Genomic DNA, 18,952 nt, shown 5'->3' with positions numbered 1-18,952 from the left:
TCTTTTGCCATCACGATCGTCAATTTAACAGACCGGCTCGGCTTCAAGCTGGCGCACATCGACAAAATGTCCGTAAATCGCAGCCGCCGCGGCCATCACCGGGCTGACGAGATGCGTGCGCGCCCCTTTTCCTTGCCGCCCTTCAAAGTTGCGGTTCGACGTTGACGCACAGTGCTCGCCTTCCGGAATGATGTCCGGGTTCATGCCCAAACAGGCGCTGCAGCCGGAGTCGCGCCATTCAAAACCGGCGTCGATGAAAATTTGCGCCAACCCTTCCGCCTCGGCTTGTTTTTTCACTTGCTGCGATCCAGGCACGACGAGCGCCCGTACACCCGGAGCCACTTTTTTCCCTTTCACGATGCTCGCCGCCGCGCGCAAATCGCTGAGGCGTGAGTTGGTGCACGAACCGATGAAGACGTGCTGCACCGGAATATCCGTAATCGGCGTGCCCGGCTTGAGCCCCATGTACTCAAGCGCCCGGCGCACCGCGTTTTGCTCTGTTTTGCTTTCAAATTGCTCGGGATGCGGCACGACGCCATCGACGGAAGTGCTCATCGCGGGGTTCGTCCCCCACGTCACCATCGGAGCGACCGTCGACGCATCGATTTCAATCGTTTTATCGTATTCCGCCCCCTCATCGCTTGCAAGCGCCCGCCACCGTTCCACCGCCTTGTCAAACTCCTCGCCTTTTGGCGCATATTTGCGGCCGCGCAAATAGGCAAACGTCGTTTCATCCGGGCTGATGAGGCCGGCTCTCGCCCCAGCTTCAATCGACATGTTGCAAATCGTCATTCGCTCTTCCATCGACATGCGTCGGATCGCTTCGCCTGTAAATTCGATAATATAACCGGTGCCGATGCCAACGCCATAGCGGCCGATAATGGCCAAGATGACGTCTTTGGCGGTCACTCCTTTGCCGAGGCGGCCGTTGATGCAGATTTGCAGCGTTTTCGGCTTATGCTGCCAAAGCGTTTGTGTAGCCAATACATGCTCGACTTCGCTCGTGCCGATGCCGAACGCCAAGGCGCCAAACGCCCCGTGCGTCGACGTATGGCTGTCGCCGCAAACGATCGTTTTCCCCGGCTGGGTCAACCCGAGCTCTGGGCCGATGACGTGAACGATTCCTTGCTCTTCGCTGTGTAGGTCGGCGAGCGGAATGCCGAACTCGCGGCAGTTGCGCTCAAGCGCAGCGATTTGGTTGCGCGCCACTTCATCGGTAATCACAAATCGGTTAACGGTCGGCACGTTATGGTCCATCGTCGCAAAGGTCAAATCCGGCCGCCGCACCTTCCGCCCTTTTTGCCGCAATCCTTCAAACGCTTGCGGCGAGGTCACTTCATGCACTAAGTGCAAATCGATGTACAATAAATCCGGTTTGCCCTCCTCACGGTAGACGACGTGGTTTTCCCAAATTTTATCGATGATCGTTTTCGGCTTCATTGGCTTTCACCTCGCACGTCTTAGGCATAAACGGTCATAATTTGAGCAATGGCCGTATAATCCAGCACCGCCGCTTTGATTTCTTCGACCATTTCGTTCGTAGATACGATGCGGCCGCCGCTTGGCGCCAAGTCGGCGGTGCGCAAACCTTGGGCGAGCGCCTGCCACACCGCGTGCTCTACCGCCTCCGCTTCCGCGGTGAGCCCGAACGACAGGCGAAGCATCATCGCGGCCGACAAAATCGCCGCAATCGGATTGGCTTTGTTCATGCCGGCGATATCAGGCGCTGAACCGTGCACCGGCTCATACAAGCTCGGACCGGAAGCGGATAAGCTGGCTGACGGCAGCATCCCGAGCGAACCGGACAACATGGAGGCTTCATCGCTTAAAATGTCGCCAAACATGTTTTCTGTCACAATGACATCAAACTGCTTCGGCGCACGGATGAGCTGCATCGCGGCATTGTCAACAAGCATATGCTCAAGCGTGACGTCCGGAAACTGCTTCGCCACCTCTTCAGCCACTTCCCGCCATAGACGGCTTGACGAAAGGACGTTCGCCTTGTCGACCGAAGTCACTTTTTTCTTCCGCCCGCGTGCGAGTATAAACGCCATGCGAACGATCCGCTCAATTTCTTCCTTTTTATATAACAAGGTGTCCACTGCTTTTTCTTCGCCGTTTTCGACGACGCGGCCGCTCGGCTGGCCGAAGTAAATGCCGCCGGTCAGCTCGCGGACGATGACAAAATCGACGCCTTGCACGAGATCCGGTTTTAACGGCGAAGCGGAAACCAAACTGTCATAGCAAACAACCGGCCGCAAGTTGGCATATAAGTCGAGCTGCTTGCGAATGGCAAGCAATCCTTTTTCCGGGCGCAAATGCGGAGGGTTGTCATCCCACTTCGGACCGCCGACCGCCCCAAGCAGCACCGCATCGCTTTCTCGGCAAAGGCGGAGCGTTTCCTCGGGGAGCGGCGTCCCCGCCTCATCGATCGCCGCTCCACCGATCAATCCATATTCAAACGTAAACTCGTGGCCAAACCGGATGCCGACCGCTTTTAATACCTCGACCGCTCCGGACGTCACTTCTTTGCCGATGCCATCCCCTGGCAAGACGGCAATCCGATAGTTTCCCATTCTGAATCCCCCCGTTTTTATGGTGTTGCCACTTTCTCGTTTTCGCCGCGCATCGCTTCGATCATAAACACACGGTTGATGGCGTTGATGTACGCTTTCGCCGATGCTTCCAACACGTCTTGTGCAGTGCCGCGCCCGCTCGTCTCGATGTCATGGACGCGCACTTTGACGAACACTTGGGCCAACGCATCGCGGCCGCCGCCGACCGATTCGATCCGGTAGTCAAGCAGCGTCACCGGCGTTTGGAAGCAACGTTCCAATGTATTGTACAGCGCCTCGACGCTGCCGGCGCCGGTCGCCGCTTCTTGGATTTCATTCCCCTTCCCGTCTTTCAGTACAACTACCGCTGTCGGAATTTGATTCGTCCCGTATTGCACTTGAATGGAAGACAATTGGTAAAAATCTTTAAAGTGGTCGAACTTCTCTTCGAAAATCAACGCGATTAAATCGTCGTCGGTAATGTCCTTCTTTTTGTCCGCCAATTCTTTAAAACGGACAAACAGCTGATTGATTTCTTCATCGGACAACGTGTAGCCGAGCTCCTCAACCCGGTTGCGAAGCGCATGGCGGCCGGAATGTTTGCCGAGCACCATCGAATTCGACGGCACGCCGACGAGCTCCGGCGAAATGATTTCGTATGTCGTTTTTTCTTTTAAGACGCCGTCTTGATGGATGCCCGATTCATGCGCAAACGCGTTTTTGCCGACGACCGCTTTGTTGGGTGGAACGACGACCCCGGTCAGCTTGCTGACAAGATTGCTTGTGCGCTTAATTTCCTGCAAATTGAGGCGCGTTTCCACTTGATAGTAGTCTTTGCGGATGTGAAGGGCGACAGCGATTTCCTCAAGCGCCGCATTGCCGGCCCGCTCGCCGATGCCGTTGATCGTGCACTCGACCTGCGTCGCTCCATGTTCAATGGCCGACAGCGAGTTCACCACCGCCATGCCCAAGTCATCATGACAATGAGCGGAGAGTGAAACCTTTTCAATATTCGGAACATTGTTTTGCAAATAGAGGAAAATTTCCCCGTATTCTTTCGGCGTAATATAGCCGACCGTATCCGGAATGTTGATCACCGAGGCGCCGGCTTTGATCACTTCGGCGACGATTTTTGCCAAAAACGGCAACTCGCTTCGGCACGCATCTTCCGCCGACCATTGGACGATCGGGAAAAAGCGCTTCGCGTATTTCACCGCCTCAACCGCCGCTTCAATCACTTGTTCCGGCGTCATCCGCAATTTATGCACCATATGGATCGGCGAGGTGGCGATGAATAGGTGGAGCCGCGGCTCCGCGCCGCCTTTTAACGCCTCCCACGCCGCATCAATGTCGCTTCGGACCGAGCGCGACAGCCCGGTGACCGAGCATGTTCTCACCGTTTCAGCAATTTGTTTGACCGCCTCAAAATCGCCTTTCGATGAGGCGGGGAAACCCGCCTCGATGATGTCAACCCGCAGCCGTTCAAGTTGACGGGCAATTTCCAACTTTTTTTGCAAATTCAAGTTCACACCAGCGGATTGTTCCCCATCACGCAATGTGGTATCAAAAAACTTAATTTTTCGCACCTGGCACCACCGCCTCGATTTGTTTTGCCTTCACAAACGGCATCATGCTTCGCAGTTCGCGTCCGACAATCTCAATCAAATGCTCATTCTCACGCCGATTGATGGCGTTGAACTCCGGACGGTTCGCTTGGTTTTCCAAAATCCAGCTCTTCGCGAATTTGCCGGTTTGAATGTCATCGAGCACCTTTTTCATTTCCGCTTTCACAGCGTCGTTAATAATGCGCGGGCCGGTGATAAAGTCGCCCCATTGCGCCGTATCGGAAATCGAATAGCGCATCCACGACAAACCGCCTTCGTAAAGGAGATCGACGATGAGCTTCATCTCATGCAAACACTCAAAATAGGCGACTTCCGGCTGATACCCGGCTTCAACGAGCGTTTCAAACCCGGCTTTGATGAGCGCCGTCAGCCCACCGCACAGCACCGCTTGTTCACCGAACAAGTCGGTTTCCGTCTCTTCTTTGAACGTCGTCTCCAACACCCCAGCTCGAGCAGCGCCGATCGCTTTCGCGTAGGCGAGCGCCGTTTCTTTCGCGTGTCCGGTCACATCTTGGTAGACGGCGATGAGCGCCGGCACGCCCGCTCCTTCCGTATATGTGCGCCGCACGAGATGGCCTGGGCCTTTCGGCGCAACCAAGAAGACGTCAACATGATTCGGTGGGACAATTTGGCTGAAATGGATGTTAAAGCCGTGCGCAAACACAAGCGCATTGCCTGGCTCGAGTTCCGGCTCGATTTCCTCTTTGTACACGGCCGGCTGCTTCTCATCCGGCAGCAGCACCATGACGATATCAGCCTGCTTCGCCGCTTCGCGGACTGAATACACCTCAAACCCGTCTTGTTCTGCCTGCTCCCACGATTTTCCTTTTCGCAGTCCGACGATGACGCGAACGCCGCTGTCGCGCAAGTTTTGCGCATGGGCGTGGCCTTGCGAGCCGTAGCCGATGATCGCGACCGTTTTCCCTTGCAAATATTGTTCGTTTGCATCCCCGTTATAGTAGACTTTTGCCATGATTACCCTCTCCTTTGTTCTGTAGTTTGACAATCCCTACGCTTGGCCGCCCCTTGTTTGGCGGTTCCATGAAGCAATCAGCGCTGTTTTGTATGATAGCTGGTGAACTACCCGCCACCTATGCTTCGCTTAGAGGTGGAGGCTTCAAGCGACTTGTGCGTGTTCGCCGAACGGTAAGCCACACACAAGAACCCTTTACGCTTCCCTTCGTTCCGAAGGTGTCCGTTCTAGCCATATTCTATCCTATTCGTTGGCTAACGCCAACCGACATTCATCTCCCACCTACTCACTGGGTTACACCCTTCGCGTTCCTTGAGGTGGGAGACCTCTTTCGGAAATCCGTTAAATAATGAACGCCGTTTTCTGATTCGTCGTCGCTTTTTGCGCCCCGCGGGTGAACGCGGTCGTTCCCGTGCGCGCCACTTCCTTAATGCCGTACGGGCGCAATAGTTCAATCAACGCCTCGACTTTCTCCGGCTCGCCGGTCACTTGAATGACGAGGCTGTCTTTGCTTACGTCGACGATCGAGGCGCGAAACGGCTCGATGAGCGTGTAAATTTCCTGGCGGACCGCCGGAGGAGCGGCAACTTTAATGAGCGCCAGCTCGCGGGCGACGATCGCTTGGTCGGTGATGTCATTCACCTTCAACACATCAATCTGCTTGTTCAGCTGCTTAATGATTTGCTCCGCCGTCCGTTCATCGTCAACGTTGACGACGAACGTCATCCGCGAAATGCCCTCGATTTCCGTATGCCCGACCGTAATGCTTTCGATATTGTAATGCCGCTTTGTAAACAACCCGGTAATGCGGTTTAAGACGCCGGGGCGGTTGTTGACTGTCATCGTGATGATTCTTCGCATGCTTTCACCCCCACCATTTCATGAAGCCCTTTGCCGGGCGCCACCATCGGATAGACGTTCTCGTCGGCGCGGACATGGAAATCAAGCAGCACCGGCCCATCCATCGCAAACGCTTGTTTTAACACTTCGGCCGCTTCCGCCTCCGTCTTCGCCCGCAGACCTGGCATCCCGTATGCTTCGGCAAGCTTGACGAAATCCGGCTGGTTCGGAATGAGCGAATGGGAGTACCGTTTGTCATAGAACAGCTCCTGCCATTGCCGCACCATGCCGAGCGCCTGGTTGTTGACGATGACGATTTTGATCGGCAGCCGTAGCTCCTGGATGACCGACAGTTCTTGGAACGTCATTTGGAAGCCGCCGTCGCCGACGATCGAAACGACCGTAGCGCTCCGGTCGGCGAGCTGGGCGCCGATCGCTGCCGGAAGCCCGAAGCCCATCGTGCCGAGCCCCCCGGACGTCACCCACCGGTGCGGCCGGTTGAACTTGTAATATTGCGCCGCCCACATTTGATGCTGGCCGACGTCCGTCGTCACGATCGCCTCGCCGTTTGTCATTTCATAGATCATCTCGATCAGTTTTTGCGGTTTGATCGTGCCGGCTTCCGGCTCATAATGGAGCGGGAAGCGCCGCTTCCATTCATCAAGCTGCGCGAGCCACGCCGCGGTGTCCGCCGGCTTGCCTTGCTGGGCGATCAGCTCTTGCAAGGCGGCTTTTGCATCGCTGACGATTGGAATTTTCGTCGGCACGTTTTTGCCGATTTCCGCCGGATCGATGTCGATATGGGCGACGGTCGCTTTCGGCGCGAAATATTTTAAATTGCCGGTGACCCGGTCATCGAAGCGGGCGCCGATGTTGATGAGCAAATCGCATTCACACAGCGCCATATTCGCCGTATACGTACCGTGCATGCCGGCCATGCCTAAAAACAGCGGATGGTCGGCCGGGAAACCGCCAAGGCCAAGGAGCGTATGAATGACCGGAATGTTTTGCTGTTCGGCGTATTGCCGCAATTCATTGGACGCATTGGCGTGCAAGATGCCAGCGCCGGCTAAAATGACCGGCCGCTTTGATTGGCTGACCGCCTCGACAAGCCGGCGGATTTGCCAATGGTTCGGCTGCGTCGTCGGCTGATAGCCAGGCAAATGAACGTCTTGATCGTAATCAAACTCCCCTTCGGCCGTCGTAATGTCTTTTGGAATATCGATCAACACCGGTCCGGGGCGCCCGGTCGTCGCAATGTGAAACGCCTCTTTAATGATTCTCGGCAGCTCGCTGATGTCGCGCACTTGGTAGTTGTGTTTCGTAATCGGCATCGTAATGCCGACAACGTCCGCCTCCTGAAACGCATCCGAGCCGATGACGCTCGTGGCCACTTGCCCGGTAAAGACGACGAGCGGCAGCGAATCCATCATCGCGTCGGTCAACCCGGTGACGATGTTGGTCGCTCCCGGGCCGGAGGTGGCGATGACGACCCCTGGTTTTCCAGAAATGCGCGCATATCCTTCCGCCGCATGGATGGCCCCTTGCTCATGCCGCGTCAGCACGTGGAACACGCCGGCTTTATACAACTCGTCATACAGCGGGAGCACCGCCCCCCCCGGATAGCCGAAGATGACTTCGACTTTTTCTTCCTTGAGCGCTTCAATGAGCATCAGCGACCCGCTCATTCTCGCCTTCGTCCTCGCTTTTTCTTGTTCCTCGACTTTCATTTTTGTCATCGTCGATCCTCCCTGTGATTTTGTCATCCATATAAAAAACCTTTCCGCCCACGATGGCTGTCATTTCCAGCCAAAGGGGCGAAAAGGTTTCCTTTCCGCGGTACCACCCTTCTTCACGGCCGTGACGGCCGCCTCAGGAGCGGCCAGCCGAAGCCGGCCGCTCATTTTGGTAACGAGTGAAGCGCGCGTCTCCACTCGTCCAGCCCTACTAGCCGTCCGGCGTTCAGACTGGCGCTCAGAGGTGAGTTCATCAAGCGGCAACATCACCGGTTCGCAGCTCCCCCGGCTCTCTGTGGATGTTGACCCCGCTGACTACTTATCCTCGTCAACGCTTTTTCGCTATCCACTTGTCATGGACGATCAACCGACATTGGCGTTCGTCGGATACACCTTTACTCCTTCGACGACCACGCGGCGGCGAAATTCTTCAAGCAACCGCTTGGTATGCGGTCCCGGCGTCCCGTCGCCGATCGTCCGGCCATCGACTTTAATGACCGAAATGACTTCGGCCGCCGTCCCCGTCAAAAACACTTCATCCGCGACATAGACATCATGGCGGGTAAACGGCTCCTCTTTCACCGTATAGCCGAGATCCTCCGCGATTTCGATGATCGCTTGACGCGTAATGCCTTCAAGCGCCCCGACATACCCAGGCGGTGTGTAAATGACGCCGTTTTTGATGATGAAAACATTGTCTCCCGAACCTTCCGCGACATAGCCTTGATCGTTTAAGATCAGCGCTTCGCTTACGTTCGCCAAATGCGCCTCGATTTTGACAAGCACATTGTTTAGGTAGTTGAGCGATTTGACTTTCGGGCTCAGCACATCAGAGCGGTTGCGGCGCGTCGCCACTGTCACCACTTCGATGCCGGTTTCATATAAATGTTTCGGGAAGAGCGCGAGCGGCTCGACGATAATCACGATTTGCGGCGTTTTGCATTTGTACGGATCCAGTCCTAAATCGCCGACCCCGCGCGAAACGACCAAGCGGATGTATGCATCTTGATAGCCGTTGCGGCGGATCGTTTCGAGCACGTGGCCAATCATTTCTTCCTTCGTGTACGGAATGTCGAGCAAAATCGACTTCGCTGAATTGTATAGCCGATCTATATGTTCTTCGAGGCGGAATACGTTGCCGCTATAGACGCGAATGCCTTCAAATACCCCGTCGCCATACAAAAACCCATGGTCATACACGGAAATTTTGGCGTTTTCTTTTGTCACAAATTCTCCGTTTAAAAAGATCCATTGTTCGCCCACTTCGGTTCCCCTCTTCCTTGATCAGACAGCAGTTGCTTTGAACGGCTCGATCATTGCATTGAGTCGTTTCTCTTATTTGAAAATTATAATAATCCGAAACCTTTGCGCCGTCAATAACGTTTTTTGAAAATTTCGATTGGTCAAATTATTTGAATGCGCTTACATTATGATAGAATCAAGGTTTTGCCGATTCAAAAAATTTTTTCTTTCTTGGCGGCTCATAGAAAACGCCCTTGAGCGCAGTTCGCTCCTCATTCGATATGAACATAACGGGCTCAAGGCGCGCTCATTTTTCTGATAGAAAAGATCCGTAAGCAACGTTCGCTTCTCACTCGGACATGAAAATGACGAATCAAAACGATGCGCCTTTTTCCACTTCATCTCCCCAAAACGAAAAAAGGCGGCCCAAACACAGCCCCCCTTTCCAAACACGCTATATGGCACTTCCATTTTGAAAGCGAACCTGTTGAAGCGGCCTTGCTTACCGTGAAAAAGCCGGCGGTTTTGCCGGCTTAGATAGAAAACGTTTGTTCCATTTTGAGAATAGGCTGTCCATCCACTTCATAAAACTGGACGTGCGCCCGTCCGCTGTCGACCGTCAGCACCGCGTACGTTTTTTCTTTTCTTCCCCGCGGCAAGGCGATGCTGCCGGGATTGATGAACAGCAACCCATCGATTTGTTCAGCACCGGCCAAATGCGAGTGGCCGAAACAAACGACGTGAGCCCCTGTTTCTTGTGCGCGATAGGATAAACGCAAAAGCGACGTTTTCACCCCGTATAAATGGCCGTGGGTGACAAACAACCGAACGCCGCCCACCTCTTCGATGCGCTCAGCAGGAAACGCGGCGAAATCGCAGTTGCCGCGTACGACGGCAAACGGGGCAATCTCGTCCGCCCCCACCTCCAACTCCGAGTCGCCGCAATGGATAAACAAATCCGCTTCATGGCGATGACGGTTGACAATTGCAGCAAGTTCGGCAGTCAGCCCATGGCTGTCGCTCACAATCACCGCCTTCATTCCGTCCGCCCCTTTCCACCGACGATCTCCTCCCACTGCTCATCGAGCTTCGTCAGCGCCTTGGCGCGATGACTGATTTGATTTTTTTCCTCGGGCGCAAGCTCCGCCATCGTTTTTCCCCGCTCCGGAAGGTAAAAAACCGGATCATAGCCAAAGCCCCCCTCCCCACGCGGCGCTTCGGCGATATAACCATCGCATGTCGCTTCGACAACGGCGGTCGGCCGCCCTGGGATCGCGACGGCGAGCGCACAATGAAAACGAGCCGTGCGCTGCTCCATCGGCACCCCGTCAAGCTCGCGAAGCAGCTTGGCGATGTTGCGTGCATCGTTTTTATCTTCCCCGGCATAACGGGCCGAATGAACGCCCGGCCGGCCGCCGAGCGCATCGACCACGAGCCCGGAATCATCGGCGATCACCGGCCGCTTTAGACGCCGCGACGCCGCTTCTGCTTTGAGCACGGCATTTTCCGCAAACGTGCTTCCCGTTTCTGCGACATCCGGAGCGTCCGGAAAGTCAAGCAGCGATTTCACTTCGACGCCCCGCTTGGCAAACAAAGCGGCGAACTCGCGCACTTTGCCAGCGTTTTTGGTCGCGATGACAATCTCCTTCACTCTGTGTCCTCCTCTGCCGCTTCTTTTTTTTCGCCGATGCGCGCCGCCCACTCGCCCAATGCGCGGCGCTGAACGGCGATGAGCTGCTCGATGCCTATTTGCGCCGCTTCAAGCAATTCATCGAGCTCGGCGCGTGAAAAAACCGCTTCCTCTCCGGTCCCTTGAATCTCAACAAATTGACCGGCTCCGGTCATGACGACGTTCATATCCACTTTCGCCCGCGCATCCTCGTTGTAATCTAAATCAAGAATCACCCCATGCTCCGGATCGATGCCGACCGAGGTAGCGGCGAGAAAATCGCGGATCGGAAGCGCCTCGAGCCTCCCTTCTTCCACCAGTTTGGCAAGCGCCAACACAAGCGCCACATACGCACCGGTGATCGACGCCGTCCGCGTTCCGCCATCCGCCTGAATGACGTCGCAATCGATCCAAATGGTCCGCTCACCAAGCTGTTCAAGATCAACAACCGAGCGAAGCGCACGGCCGATTAAGCGCTGAATTTCCATCGTCCGCCCCGACACTTTTCCTTTGCTCGCTTCCCTCACATTCCGCTGCTCTGTCGCCCGCGGCAGCATCCCATATTCGGCCGTAATCCATCCTTTGCCGCCGCCGCGCATAAACGACGGCACTTTCTCTTCGACCGTCGCCGTGCAAATGACTTTCGTGTCGCCGATTTCAATGAGCACCGACCCTTCAGCGTGCTTCATGTAATGCGGGTGTATATGTACAGGGCGCAGCTCGCAACTGCTTCGTCCGTCCGCTCTCATCAACTGAGTCCTCCTTTTCTCCATCTTCAACGGAATGCCAGACACCGCATTTCTTTCCGCCTAGCGAAAAAAAGAAAGAGGCGGAATACGTTTCCACCTCTTTGTTATACCATAACGTCCTATTCGTTTCCAGCCTGTCAGCACCAACCGGTTAAAATGTCCCGGTATTGACGTTTTGCGGCCGAGCGACCGGTTTGGTGAGCGGCTTGCCGTCTTCCGTGACAAGATTGGCTTTGCCATTGACTGTGATCGCCACGCTTTCGACTCCTTTTTGCTCAGTGAGCGACAAAGCGAGGGAATTCAACACGACGTCGGAAATGACATTTTTCTTGTTGCTTCCATAAATGCCTTCGTTAAAGTTGAGCGTCACTTTGCCATCCTCATATTTCGGGGCATCGACAAGCTTCGCGTCCGGCTGAAAGACGCCGACAAGCCCGCTCCCTTGCTCTGGTCCTTGAATCAGTTCGTTGACGGCCGCGGCAATATCATCTTTCTCCTTATTGGACACACGCCGTGTCACCGGCACATAGTATGTGCTGTTCCCTTGTTGGGCGACAAAATAAACGGTGACTGGATGCGTATTCGTAATGTCTGGCACGCCGCTCGCTTCCATATTGATGCCGTCGGCGCGGCTTACCCCATCTTGAATCGGTGTTTTATTGACCGGCATCACGTTTTGATCGTAGCCGTTGATGCGGATTTTGACGCGCTTGATATTGTCAAATTGCGTCAACGTCCACGTAATGGACTGCAAAATTCGTTTTTCGTCCTCCGGCTTATAGTTTTTAAATTCCGGAGAAAAGTCGGCGATCAACGTTCCGTCTTTTTCCAATTTTGTGCCAAGCACCGTCGTTCCAGTCGGAATGACCGCGCGGAAGCCGTTCGGCAACATTTCTGACACAGGTCCGTCTTCAACCAAATATTCGAGTACTTGTTTCGCCACGGCCTGCGTTTTCGGCAATTCCACTGTTTGCGGCACGACAAAGCCGTTTTTGTCAATCAAGTACAGCTCTCTTTTCACCGTCTCGGTGGCCTTCGCTTTCTCCTTCTCTTCCTTTTGGCTTTCCGTCGCTTCCTGAAGCGCTTGGCCGTCTTTGACATAACTCGTCTCTTGCGGCGGATCGATCTCCTTCATCGCCTCATCTCGCCCAAACAAACCGCAGCCGCCAAGCAACAACAGCGAGGCGAGCAGCGGCGCCGCCCATATGTGAGTCGTCCGTTTCATTGACGTTCCCTCCTACTCGTAGTTTGCACTACTATGTATACGAGCCGTTTTCCAAAATAGAATAAAAAAATCCTTTAGCGCATGGACGCTAAAGGACTTGTTGGTTACAGCCGAATCGCTTCGACCGTGCCGATCGGCTTGCCAAACCACTTCCCGGAAATCTTTTCAAACAGCTCTTTCGGCCCAGTCGTGAAAAACAAATGCTCCGGTTCGCGCTCGCCGGTGTAAAGGAGCTGGCTGTGATGCAAAATCGCGCTCACTTCACGAGCTGTCTCACCGCCTGAGCAAATGAGCTTCACGCGTTTGCCCATATACGTGCGAATGAGCGGCGCGAGCAACGGATAATGTGTGCAGCCTAAAATCAGCACATCGATCGGCAGCGGTCGGAGCGGAGCGAGAGATTCGGCGACGATCGCCATCGCCTCCTGCCCTTCAAAGTCGCCGCTTTCCACCAGCGGAACGAATTTCGGACAGGCCAAGCTCTCGACTTGGACGCGCGGATTGATTGATTGAAGCGCCTTTTCATACGCCCGGCTTCGGATCGTGCCAATCGTGCCGATGACGCCGATGTGCCCGCGCCTAGTCGCTTTCAGGGCGGCGCGAGCGCCGGGATGAATAACGCCAAGCACAGGAATGTCAAGCTTCGCCCGCACGTCGTCAAGCGCGACCGCCGTCGCGGTGTTGCAGGCGATAACAAGCATTTTCAAGGGATATTGCCGCAAGTAATCAATCATTTGCCACGTAAATCGACGGACTTCTTCCACCGGCCGCGGCCCGTACGGACAACGGGCGGTGTCGCCTAAGTAAATAATTTGTTCTTTCGGCAGCTGCCTCATAATTTCTTTGGCGACGGTCAAACCGCCGACTCCTGAGTCAATGACACCAATTGCTCTTTCCAAGTGATCGCCTCATTTTTTCGTCATTTCTTGATGCAATTTGCGCAAACAACGCTCAAAGACGACGATTTCCTCGTCTGAAAAGCTTTCAAGCACGCTCGCTAGATCGCGCTGGCGTTTCTCAATCACTTCTTTGATAATGCGCTCCCCTTTTTCAAGAAGGCGAATGCGGACGACGCGGCGGTCGTGTTCATCGCGGACTCTGGCGACAAGTCCGTTCCGCTCCATGCGGTCGACCAAGTCGGTCGTCGTGCTGCACGCCAAATACATTTTGTTCGATAACTCGCCGACCGTCAAGTCCCCTTCTTCAAGCAGCCACTGCAGGGCGACAAATTGCGGTGGGGTGATCGGATAGTTGGTTAAAATTTCACGGCCGCGCTGTTTCAAATTTGCGGCGATATAGCGAAGCAATTTTTCCAACTCGGCGACCGTTCTTTCATTCATCGCAGACGGCATACCATCTCTCCTTGATCGTTTCCGCGGCCAGCCTCAAACGGCGGCTTGCGCCGACAGCTATTCTTACATTTCATTTTACAACACCGGCAAAGATAATCAACAAAAAAATGCGGCGGCCGCCGCGGACGAAGGCTGGACGGGCGCCAAGCCTCGTCCGGCCGCAAGGGAACATAACAGCCGGCTGTCCAACAAGGAAAGCCGGCATCGTTTATAGTTCAAGTTCGCCCATTCGAAGCAATTCAATGACAGCTTGCGAGCGCCCCTTGACCCCAAGCTTTTGCATCGCATTCGAAATATGGTTGCGGACCGTTTTCTCGCTGATAAACAGCTCTTTGGCGATCTCTTTCGTCGTCTTGTCTTGCACGAGCAATTCGAAGACTTCTTTTTCTCTTTTTGTCAAAAGCGGCTTCGATTGAAACGATTTGTCCTTCAACGGTTGTAACCCTCCTTGCTCTCAATGGGCCCGAACTGCCGGATGGGTATTTCCTCGCCATATCGTATGTGAGAGCAAGAGCGGCGGTGACGAAAATTTGCTTATCTAATAGAAAAATGGGTCTTTTTTTCTTCATCTTTCGGTTCGCCGGAGACGGTTGGCTGCCGCTTGTCCAGAAAAACAAAAAATCCCCCTCATGTCTATTCGAATGAAGGGGATTTTGATTCTGCCGCTACACTTCGTCGCTGCCAAAGAAATCGCGGAACATTTGAATCGTCGTTTCGCGGTTTAACGCCGCGATCGATGTCGTCAACGGAATGCCCTTCGGGCACGATTGCACGCAGTTTTGCGAGTTGCCGCAGTTGGCCAGTCCGCCGTCGCCCATAATCGCCCGCAGCCGTTCGGCTTTATGCATCGCCCCGGTCGGGTGGGCGTTAAACAGCCGCACTTGCGACAGCGGCGCCGGGCCGATAAAGTTCGACTTGCTGTTGACGTTCGGGCACGCTTCGAGGCAGACGCCGCATGTCATGCATTTTGACAGCTCGTACGCCCATTGCCGCTTCCGCTCTGGCATGCGCGGCCCCGGACCCAAGTCGTACGTTCCGTCGATCGGAATCCATGCTTTCACTCGCTTCAACGCGTCAAACATCCGGCTCCGATCGATGACCAAGTCGCGGATGACAGGGAATGTGCGCATCGGCTCAAGGCGGATCGGCTGCTCGAGTTTGTCAATGAGCGCGGCGCACGCCTGGCGCGGTTTGCCGTTAATGACCATCGAACAGGCTCCGCATACTTCTTCCAGACAGTTCATTTCCCAAGCGACCGGCGTCGTTTTTTCCCCTTTGGCGTTGACTGGATTGCGGCGAATTTCCATGAGCGCCGAAATGACGTTCATGTTCGGGCGGTACGGAATGACAAACTCTTCTTCATACGGCGCGGAATCCGGACGATCTTGGCGCGTGATGATCAAACGAACCGTTTTGTTCTCGCTCATCTTACTTCACTTCCTCTTTCTTTTTGCTGTAGTCGCGCTTGCGCGGTTTAATCAACGAGACGTCAACGTCTTCATAATGGAACGCCGGACCATCTGGCGTGTAGCGGGCCATCGTCGTTTTCAGCCACTCTTCGTCATTGCGCTCCGGAAACTCCGGCTTGTAGTGCGCCCCACGGCTTTCATTGCGATGGTAAGCGCCAAGCGTAATGACGCGGGCGAGCTGCAGCATGTTGTACAGCTGGCGGATAAACGTCGCTCCTTGGTTGCTCCATCTCGACGTGTCGGTGACGCTGATGTTTTTGTACCGCTCCATCAGCTCTTGAATTTTCTCATCCGTCTTCAGCAACCGGTCGTTGTAGCGGACGATCGTCACGTTCGCCGTCATCCATTCACCGAGCTCTTTATGCAGCACGTAGGCGTTTTCCGTGCCGTCCATCGCCAAAATGTTCTCCCATTTTTCCTGCTCCCGTTTCACATAGCTGTCGTATAACGTCGACGGCATCGCATCCGCCGATTTCTCGAGGCCGCGGATGTAGCGGACGGCGTTCGGGCCGGCGACCATTCCGCCGTAAATCGCCGACAGAAGCGAGTTTGCCCCGAGGCGGTTCGCGCCGTGAATCGAATAGTCGCACTCGCCGGCAGCAAACAACCCTTTGATGTTCGTCATTTGGTCATAGTCGACCCATAAGCCGCCCATCGAGTAGTGAACGGCCGGGAACACCTTCATCGGCACTTTGCGCGGGTCTTCGCCCATGAACTTCTCGTAAATTTCGATAATGCCGCCGAGCTTAACATCCAACTCTTTCGGATCTTTATGTGACAAATCCAAATACACCATGTTTTCGCCGTTGATGCCGAGCTTCAAGTCGACGCACACATGGAAAATTTCCCGGGCGGCGATATCGCGCGGCACCAAGTTTCCGTAAGCCGGATATTTTTCCTCAAGGAAATACCATGGTTTTCCATCTTTATACGTCCAGACGCGGCCGCCTTCCCCGCGCGCCGATTCGCTCATCAACCGAAGCTTGTCATCGCCTGGAATCGCGGTCGGATGGATTTGGATAAACTCGCCGTTCGCGTAGTAAACCCCTTGCTGATAGGCGATCGAAGCCGCTGAACCAGTGTTGATGACCGAGTTCGTCGATTTCCCAAAAATGATCCCCGGGCCGCCGGTCGCCAAAATGACGGCATCGGCTGGAAACGCTTTGATTTCCATGGACCGCAAATCTTGTGCGACGATGCCGCGGCAGATTTGCTCGTCATCCAAAACGACGCCTAAAAACTCCCAATGCTCGTACTTCGTGACGAGCCCGGCCACTTCATGGCGGCGCACCTGTTCATCAAGTGCATACAAAATTTGTTGGCCAGTCGTGGCTCCAGCATAGGCGGTTCGGTGATGCTGCGTCCCCCCGAAACGACGGAAATCAAGCAACCCTTCCGGCGTCCGGTTGAACATGACGCCCATCCGATCGAGCATGTAAATAATCCCCGGCGCCGCTTCACACATCGCTTTGACCGGAGGCTGGTTCGCCAAGAAGTCCCCGCCATAGACGGTGTCGTCAAAATGCTCCCACGGCGAGTCGCCCTCCCCTTTCGTGTTGACCGCTCCGTTAATGCCGCCTTGGGCACAGACGGAGTGAGAACGCTTTACCGGAACGAGCGAAAACAGTTCGACAGGCACTCCTGCTTCGGCGATTTTAATCGTGGCCATCAAACCGGCCAGCCCACCGCCAACAACGATGATTTTCCCTTTTTTCATAGCTACTCACTCCCTAATAGATTGCTGCTTTTGCTTGCATGCCGCACGTTTTGCCTTGCCGGCCCGCCATCGACCAAGCGATCGTTCGGCGAACGGCTAAGACGCGATCTGTCACGAGCCAACGCAGCAGTTCATCGTCGAATCATTCCCTAAGAATGGAACGCTTGTCTTACGCAAACGCCAAGATGGCGCGAATGCCGACAATGGAAAGCGCGATGAAAATGATCATCGTAATGTACGTAAATACTTGCTGCGAACGAGGGGACACCGTCAACCCCCAGCTGACGCAGAACGACCATAAGCCGTTGGCGAAGTGAAAGACCGTGGACAAGATTCCAACAATATAAAATCCGAGCATAAACGGATTGTCGACAATGTTGGCCATCATATCGTAGTTCACTTCGGCGCCGAATGCGGCTTGCACCCGCGTTTCATACACATGCCAGACGACAAAAATCAATGTAATGATGCCGGTGATCCGCTGAAGCATGAACATCCAGTTGCGAAAATAGCCGTACTGGCGAGTGTTGAATTTGGCTGTAAACGCGATATAAATGCCGTATACAGCGTGGAACAACAATGGAAGGAAAATAACAAAAATTTCAAGAAAATAGCGGAACGGCAAGTTTTCCATAAACGCCGCCGCCCGGTTAAACGCTTCCGGCCCACGGGTCGCAAAATGGTTGACGACCAAGTGCTGCACTAAAAAGATGCCGACGGGAACAACCCCCAGCAGCGAATGGAGCCGGCGATAGTAAAACTCGCGATTCCCTGCCATTATGTAAACCCCCTTCAATTGAATAAAAAATATGTCCCTCTCGCTCGCCATGCGGAAACGAAAACGCCTTCCATTCCCTTATTCGCTTTGTCACATTCATTGTACTCCCACATTGTACAAGCGTCAAGAAAACACTGCCACAAAATGTTCAAACATTCTCATAGTTGCGCCACCTTAGGAAAGAGGATGCACTCCGGCAGCAATTCAGCTATAATGGGGAAATGGATAGAAAGAGGGGAAAACGATGAAACAGCCACCATTAGAGGATCAATATCAAATGTTTGGGTCGATTGCGCTTTCCGCATTCGGGGCTGAGCTGCTTCGCCATTCGCTTCTTCCCGAGCTGCTTGGCAAAGATGCCGCTTCGCTGCTGTACTGGGCCGGCAAACAGCTGGCACGGCGCTACCCGCTCGGAACGCTCGATGACGTCGCCGTATTTTTTGAACGGGCGGGCTGGGGGGAGCTATCAACCAGCGAAGAGCGAAACGACGAACTATATATCGAGCTGTCAGGCCCCATCATCGCCGCCCGCTTTTCCTTGTACGGCAGCTGCTCGTTCCAGCTTGAGGCTGGATTTCTCGCCCAGCAAATCGAACAACAAAAGCGGTTCGTCACCGAAGCGGTCGAACTGCCGCCAAAGCGGGACGGCAAAGCGCGCATTTTGGTGAAATGGGATCGGAAGCAGGCGATCGAATGAAATGTAGGCAACGGGCGCCCGTTCAGCCATTATTCATCCTATTTCGCGCAGGAGACTCCCACTTCAACGACCAAAGGGAGTAAGTGGGAGAGGAATGCGCGTTCCCCCTTTCTTTTGTGTATGATAGAATAAAGATGTGGAGACAACCGTTTAATAAAGGCACTCCAATCACGGCTGCTCGATGGATGGAGTTGGTTGCAGGAAACGTTGCAACCGCAAAACATCGAGCGTAGGTCCGTCTGTTGTGTGTGGAAGCCAAGTACTGCCAACAGACACACCGAGAGAATCGGTAACGATGCAGGCATGACCTGTGTCGTTGGGCAGT

The 18,952-nt window shown here is 54.4% G+C and carries 18 protein-coding genes and 1 other annotated feature; of the genes, 1 reads left to right on the top strand and 17 read right to left on the bottom strand.

Annotated elements, in window-relative coordinates; genetic code table 11:
• Positions 1–24: 24 nt before the first annotated feature.
• The 17 genes from leuC to CD000_RS01925 all read right to left on the bottom strand — a co-directional run bounded on the left by leuC (position 25) and on the right by CD000_RS01925 (position 17,930).
• A complete protein-coding gene (gene leuC / locus CD000_RS02010) occupies positions 25–1,440 on the bottom strand; it encodes a 3-isopropylmalate dehydratase large subunit (protein ID WP_096224762.1) in 1,416 nt (471 codons plus the stop codon).
• Between the two features lie 20 nt (positions 1,441–1,460).
• Positions 1,461–2,576, bottom strand: a complete 1,116-nt coding sequence (gene leuB / locus CD000_RS02005) for a 3-isopropylmalate dehydrogenase (RefSeq protein ID WP_096224761.1) — start codon at positions 2,574–2,576, stop codon at positions 1,461–1,463.
• Positions 2,577–2,593: 17 nt separating this feature from the next.
• Entirely contained in the window at positions 2,594–4,141 is a 1,548-nt protein-coding gene (locus tag CD000_RS02000) for a 2-isopropylmalate synthase (protein WP_096224760.1), read from the bottom strand.
• A complete protein-coding gene (gene ilvC, locus CD000_RS01995) occupies positions 4,128–5,153 on the bottom strand; it encodes a ketol-acid reductoisomerase (protein WP_014196461.1) in 1,026 nt (341 codons plus the stop codon). The genes CD000_RS02000 and ilvC overlap by 14 nt, the downstream gene beginning before the upstream one ends.
• 342 nt (positions 5,154–5,495) lie before the next feature.
• Positions 5,496–6,014 (bottom strand): acetolactate synthase small subunit, encoded by a 519-nt coding sequence (gene ilvN, locus CD000_RS01990; protein WP_011232136.1) that lies wholly within the window; start codon positions 6,012–6,014, stop codon positions 5,496–5,498.
• Positions 5,993–7,732 (bottom strand): acetolactate synthase large subunit, encoded by a 1,740-nt coding sequence (gene ilvB / locus CD000_RS01985; RefSeq protein WP_033845346.1) that lies wholly within the window; start codon positions 7,730–7,732, stop codon positions 5,993–5,995. Before ilvB ends, ilvN begins: the two co-directional genes overlap by 22 nt.
• A gap of 71 nt (positions 7,733–7,803) precedes the next feature.
• Positions 7,804–8,070: a binding site (T-box leader), on the bottom strand.
• A 22-nt stretch (positions 8,071–8,092) separates the two neighbouring features.
• Positions 8,093–8,992, bottom strand: coding sequence for a branched-chain-amino-acid transaminase (ilvE, locus tag CD000_RS01975; protein ID WP_011232138.1), 900 nt, complete (start codon positions 8,990–8,992; stop codon positions 8,093–8,095).
• Between the two features lie 512 nt (positions 8,993–9,504).
• Positions 9,505–10,011 carry a metallophosphoesterase family protein gene (locus tag CD000_RS01970; protein WP_011232139.1) on the bottom strand — a complete coding sequence of 169 codons (507 nt, stop codon included), beginning with the start codon at positions 10,009–10,011 and terminating at the stop codon, positions 9,505–9,507.
• Positions 10,008–10,622 carry an XTP/dITP diphosphatase gene (locus CD000_RS01965; protein WP_011232140.1) on the bottom strand — a complete coding sequence of 205 codons (615 nt, stop codon included), beginning with the start codon at positions 10,620–10,622 and terminating at the stop codon, positions 10,008–10,010. Before CD000_RS01965 ends, CD000_RS01970 begins: the two co-directional genes overlap by 4 nt.
• Positions 10,619–11,389 carry a ribonuclease PH gene (gene rph / locus CD000_RS01960; RefSeq protein WP_042382079.1) on the bottom strand — a complete coding sequence of 257 codons (771 nt, stop codon included), beginning with the start codon at positions 11,387–11,389 and terminating at the stop codon, positions 10,619–10,621. The genes CD000_RS01965 and rph overlap by 4 nt, the downstream gene beginning before the upstream one ends.
• A 151-nt stretch (positions 11,390–11,540) precedes the next feature.
• A complete protein-coding gene (locus tag CD000_RS01955) occupies positions 11,541–12,614 on the bottom strand; it encodes a GerMN domain-containing protein (protein WP_096224758.1) in 1,074 nt (357 codons plus the stop codon).
• A gap of 104 nt (positions 12,615–12,718) precedes the next feature.
• On the bottom strand, positions 12,719–13,513 hold the full coding sequence (gene racE / locus CD000_RS01950) for a glutamate racemase (RefSeq protein ID WP_011232143.1): 795 nt from the start codon (positions 13,511–13,513) through the stop codon (positions 12,719–12,721).
• 9 nt (positions 13,514–13,522) lie between these two features.
• Positions 13,523–13,966: a MarR family winged helix-turn-helix transcriptional regulator gene (locus CD000_RS01945; RefSeq protein ID WP_096224757.1), complete on the bottom strand. Its 444-nt coding sequence runs from the start codon at positions 13,964–13,966 to the stop codon at positions 13,523–13,525.
• A 208-nt stretch (positions 13,967–14,174) separates the two neighbouring features.
• Positions 14,175–14,399, bottom strand: a complete 225-nt coding sequence (locus CD000_RS01940) for a helix-turn-helix domain-containing protein (protein ID WP_008881129.1) — start codon at positions 14,397–14,399, stop codon at positions 14,175–14,177.
• A 232-nt stretch (positions 14,400–14,631) separates the two neighbouring features.
• On the bottom strand, positions 14,632–15,393 hold the full coding sequence (gene sdhB, locus CD000_RS01935) for a succinate dehydrogenase iron-sulfur subunit (protein ID WP_011232145.1): 762 nt from the start codon (positions 15,391–15,393) through the stop codon (positions 14,632–14,634).
• Position 15,394: 1 nt separating this feature from the next.
• The gene (sdhA, locus tag CD000_RS01930) at positions 15,395–17,152 is read right to left on the bottom strand and encodes a succinate dehydrogenase flavoprotein subunit (protein ID WP_096224756.1); all 1,758 of its coding nucleotides are present in this window, start codon (positions 17,150–17,152) and stop codon (positions 15,395–15,397) included.
• Positions 17,153–17,321: 169 nt separating this feature from the next.
• A complete protein-coding gene (locus tag CD000_RS01925) occupies positions 17,322–17,930 on the bottom strand; it encodes a succinate dehydrogenase cytochrome b558 subunit (protein ID WP_011232147.1) in 609 nt (202 codons plus the stop codon).
• A 244-nt stretch (positions 17,931–18,174) separates the two neighbouring features.
• Between CD000_RS01925 and CD000_RS01920 the strand changes: the two genes are divergently transcribed.
• Positions 18,175–18,627 carry a YslB family protein gene (locus CD000_RS01920; protein WP_096224755.1) on the top strand — a complete coding sequence of 151 codons (453 nt, stop codon included), beginning with the start codon at positions 18,175–18,177 and terminating at the stop codon, positions 18,625–18,627.
• Positions 18,628–18,952: the final 325 nt, after the last annotated feature.

The sequence above is a fragment of the Geobacillus sp. FJAT-46040 genome, from assembly GCF_002335725.1.
Lineage (GTDB): Bacteria > Bacillota > Bacilli > Bacillales > Anoxybacillaceae > Geobacillus > Geobacillus thermoleovorans.
This window is presented reverse-complemented; position numbering and strand designations above follow the sequence as displayed.

Coding starts and splice junctions, on each gene's coding strand:
- leuC (WP_096224762.1), bottom strand. CDS start 1,440: ATGAAGCCGAAAACGATCATCGATAAAATTTGGGAAAACCACGTCGTC.
- leuB (WP_096224761.1), bottom strand. CDS start 2,576: ATGGGAAACTATCGGATTGCCGTCTTGCCAGGGGATGGCATCGGCAAA.
- ilvC (WP_014196461.1), bottom strand. CDS start 5,153: ATGGCAAAAGTCTACTATAACGGGGATGCAAACGAACAATATTTGCAA.
- ilvN (WP_011232136.1), bottom strand. CDS start 6,014: ATGCGAAGAATCATCACGATGACAGTCAACAACCGCCCCGGCGTCTTA.
- ilvB (WP_033845346.1), bottom strand. CDS start 7,732: ATGACAAAAATGAAAGTCGAGGAACAAGAAAAAGCGAGGACGAAGGCG.
- CD000_RS01970 (WP_011232139.1), bottom strand. CDS start 10,011: ATGAAGGCGGTGATTGTGAGCGACAGCCATGGGCTGACTGCCGAACTT.
- rph (WP_042382079.1), bottom strand. CDS start 11,389: ATGAGAGCGGACGGACGAAGCAGTTGCGAGCTGCGCCCTGTACATATA.
- CD000_RS01955 (WP_096224758.1), bottom strand. CDS start 12,614: ATGAAACGGACGACTCACATATGGGCGGCGCCGCTGCTCGCCTCGCTG.
- CD000_RS01945 (WP_096224757.1), bottom strand. CDS start 13,966: ATGCCGTCTGCGATGAATGAAAGAACGGTCGCCGAGTTGGAAAAATTG.
- sdhB (WP_011232145.1), bottom strand. CDS start 15,393: ATGAGCGAGAACAAAACGGTTCGTTTGATCATCACGCGCCAAGATCGT.
- sdhA (WP_096224756.1), bottom strand. CDS start 17,152: ATGAAAAAAGGGAAAATCATCGTTGTTGGCGGTGGGCTGGCCGGTTTG.
- CD000_RS01925 (WP_011232147.1), bottom strand. CDS start 17,930: ATGGCAGGGAATCGCGAGTTTTACTATCGCCGGCTCCATTCGCTGCTG.
- CD000_RS01920 (WP_096224755.1), top strand. CDS start 18,175: ATGAAACAGCCACCATTAGAGGATCAATATCAAATGTTTGGGTCGATT.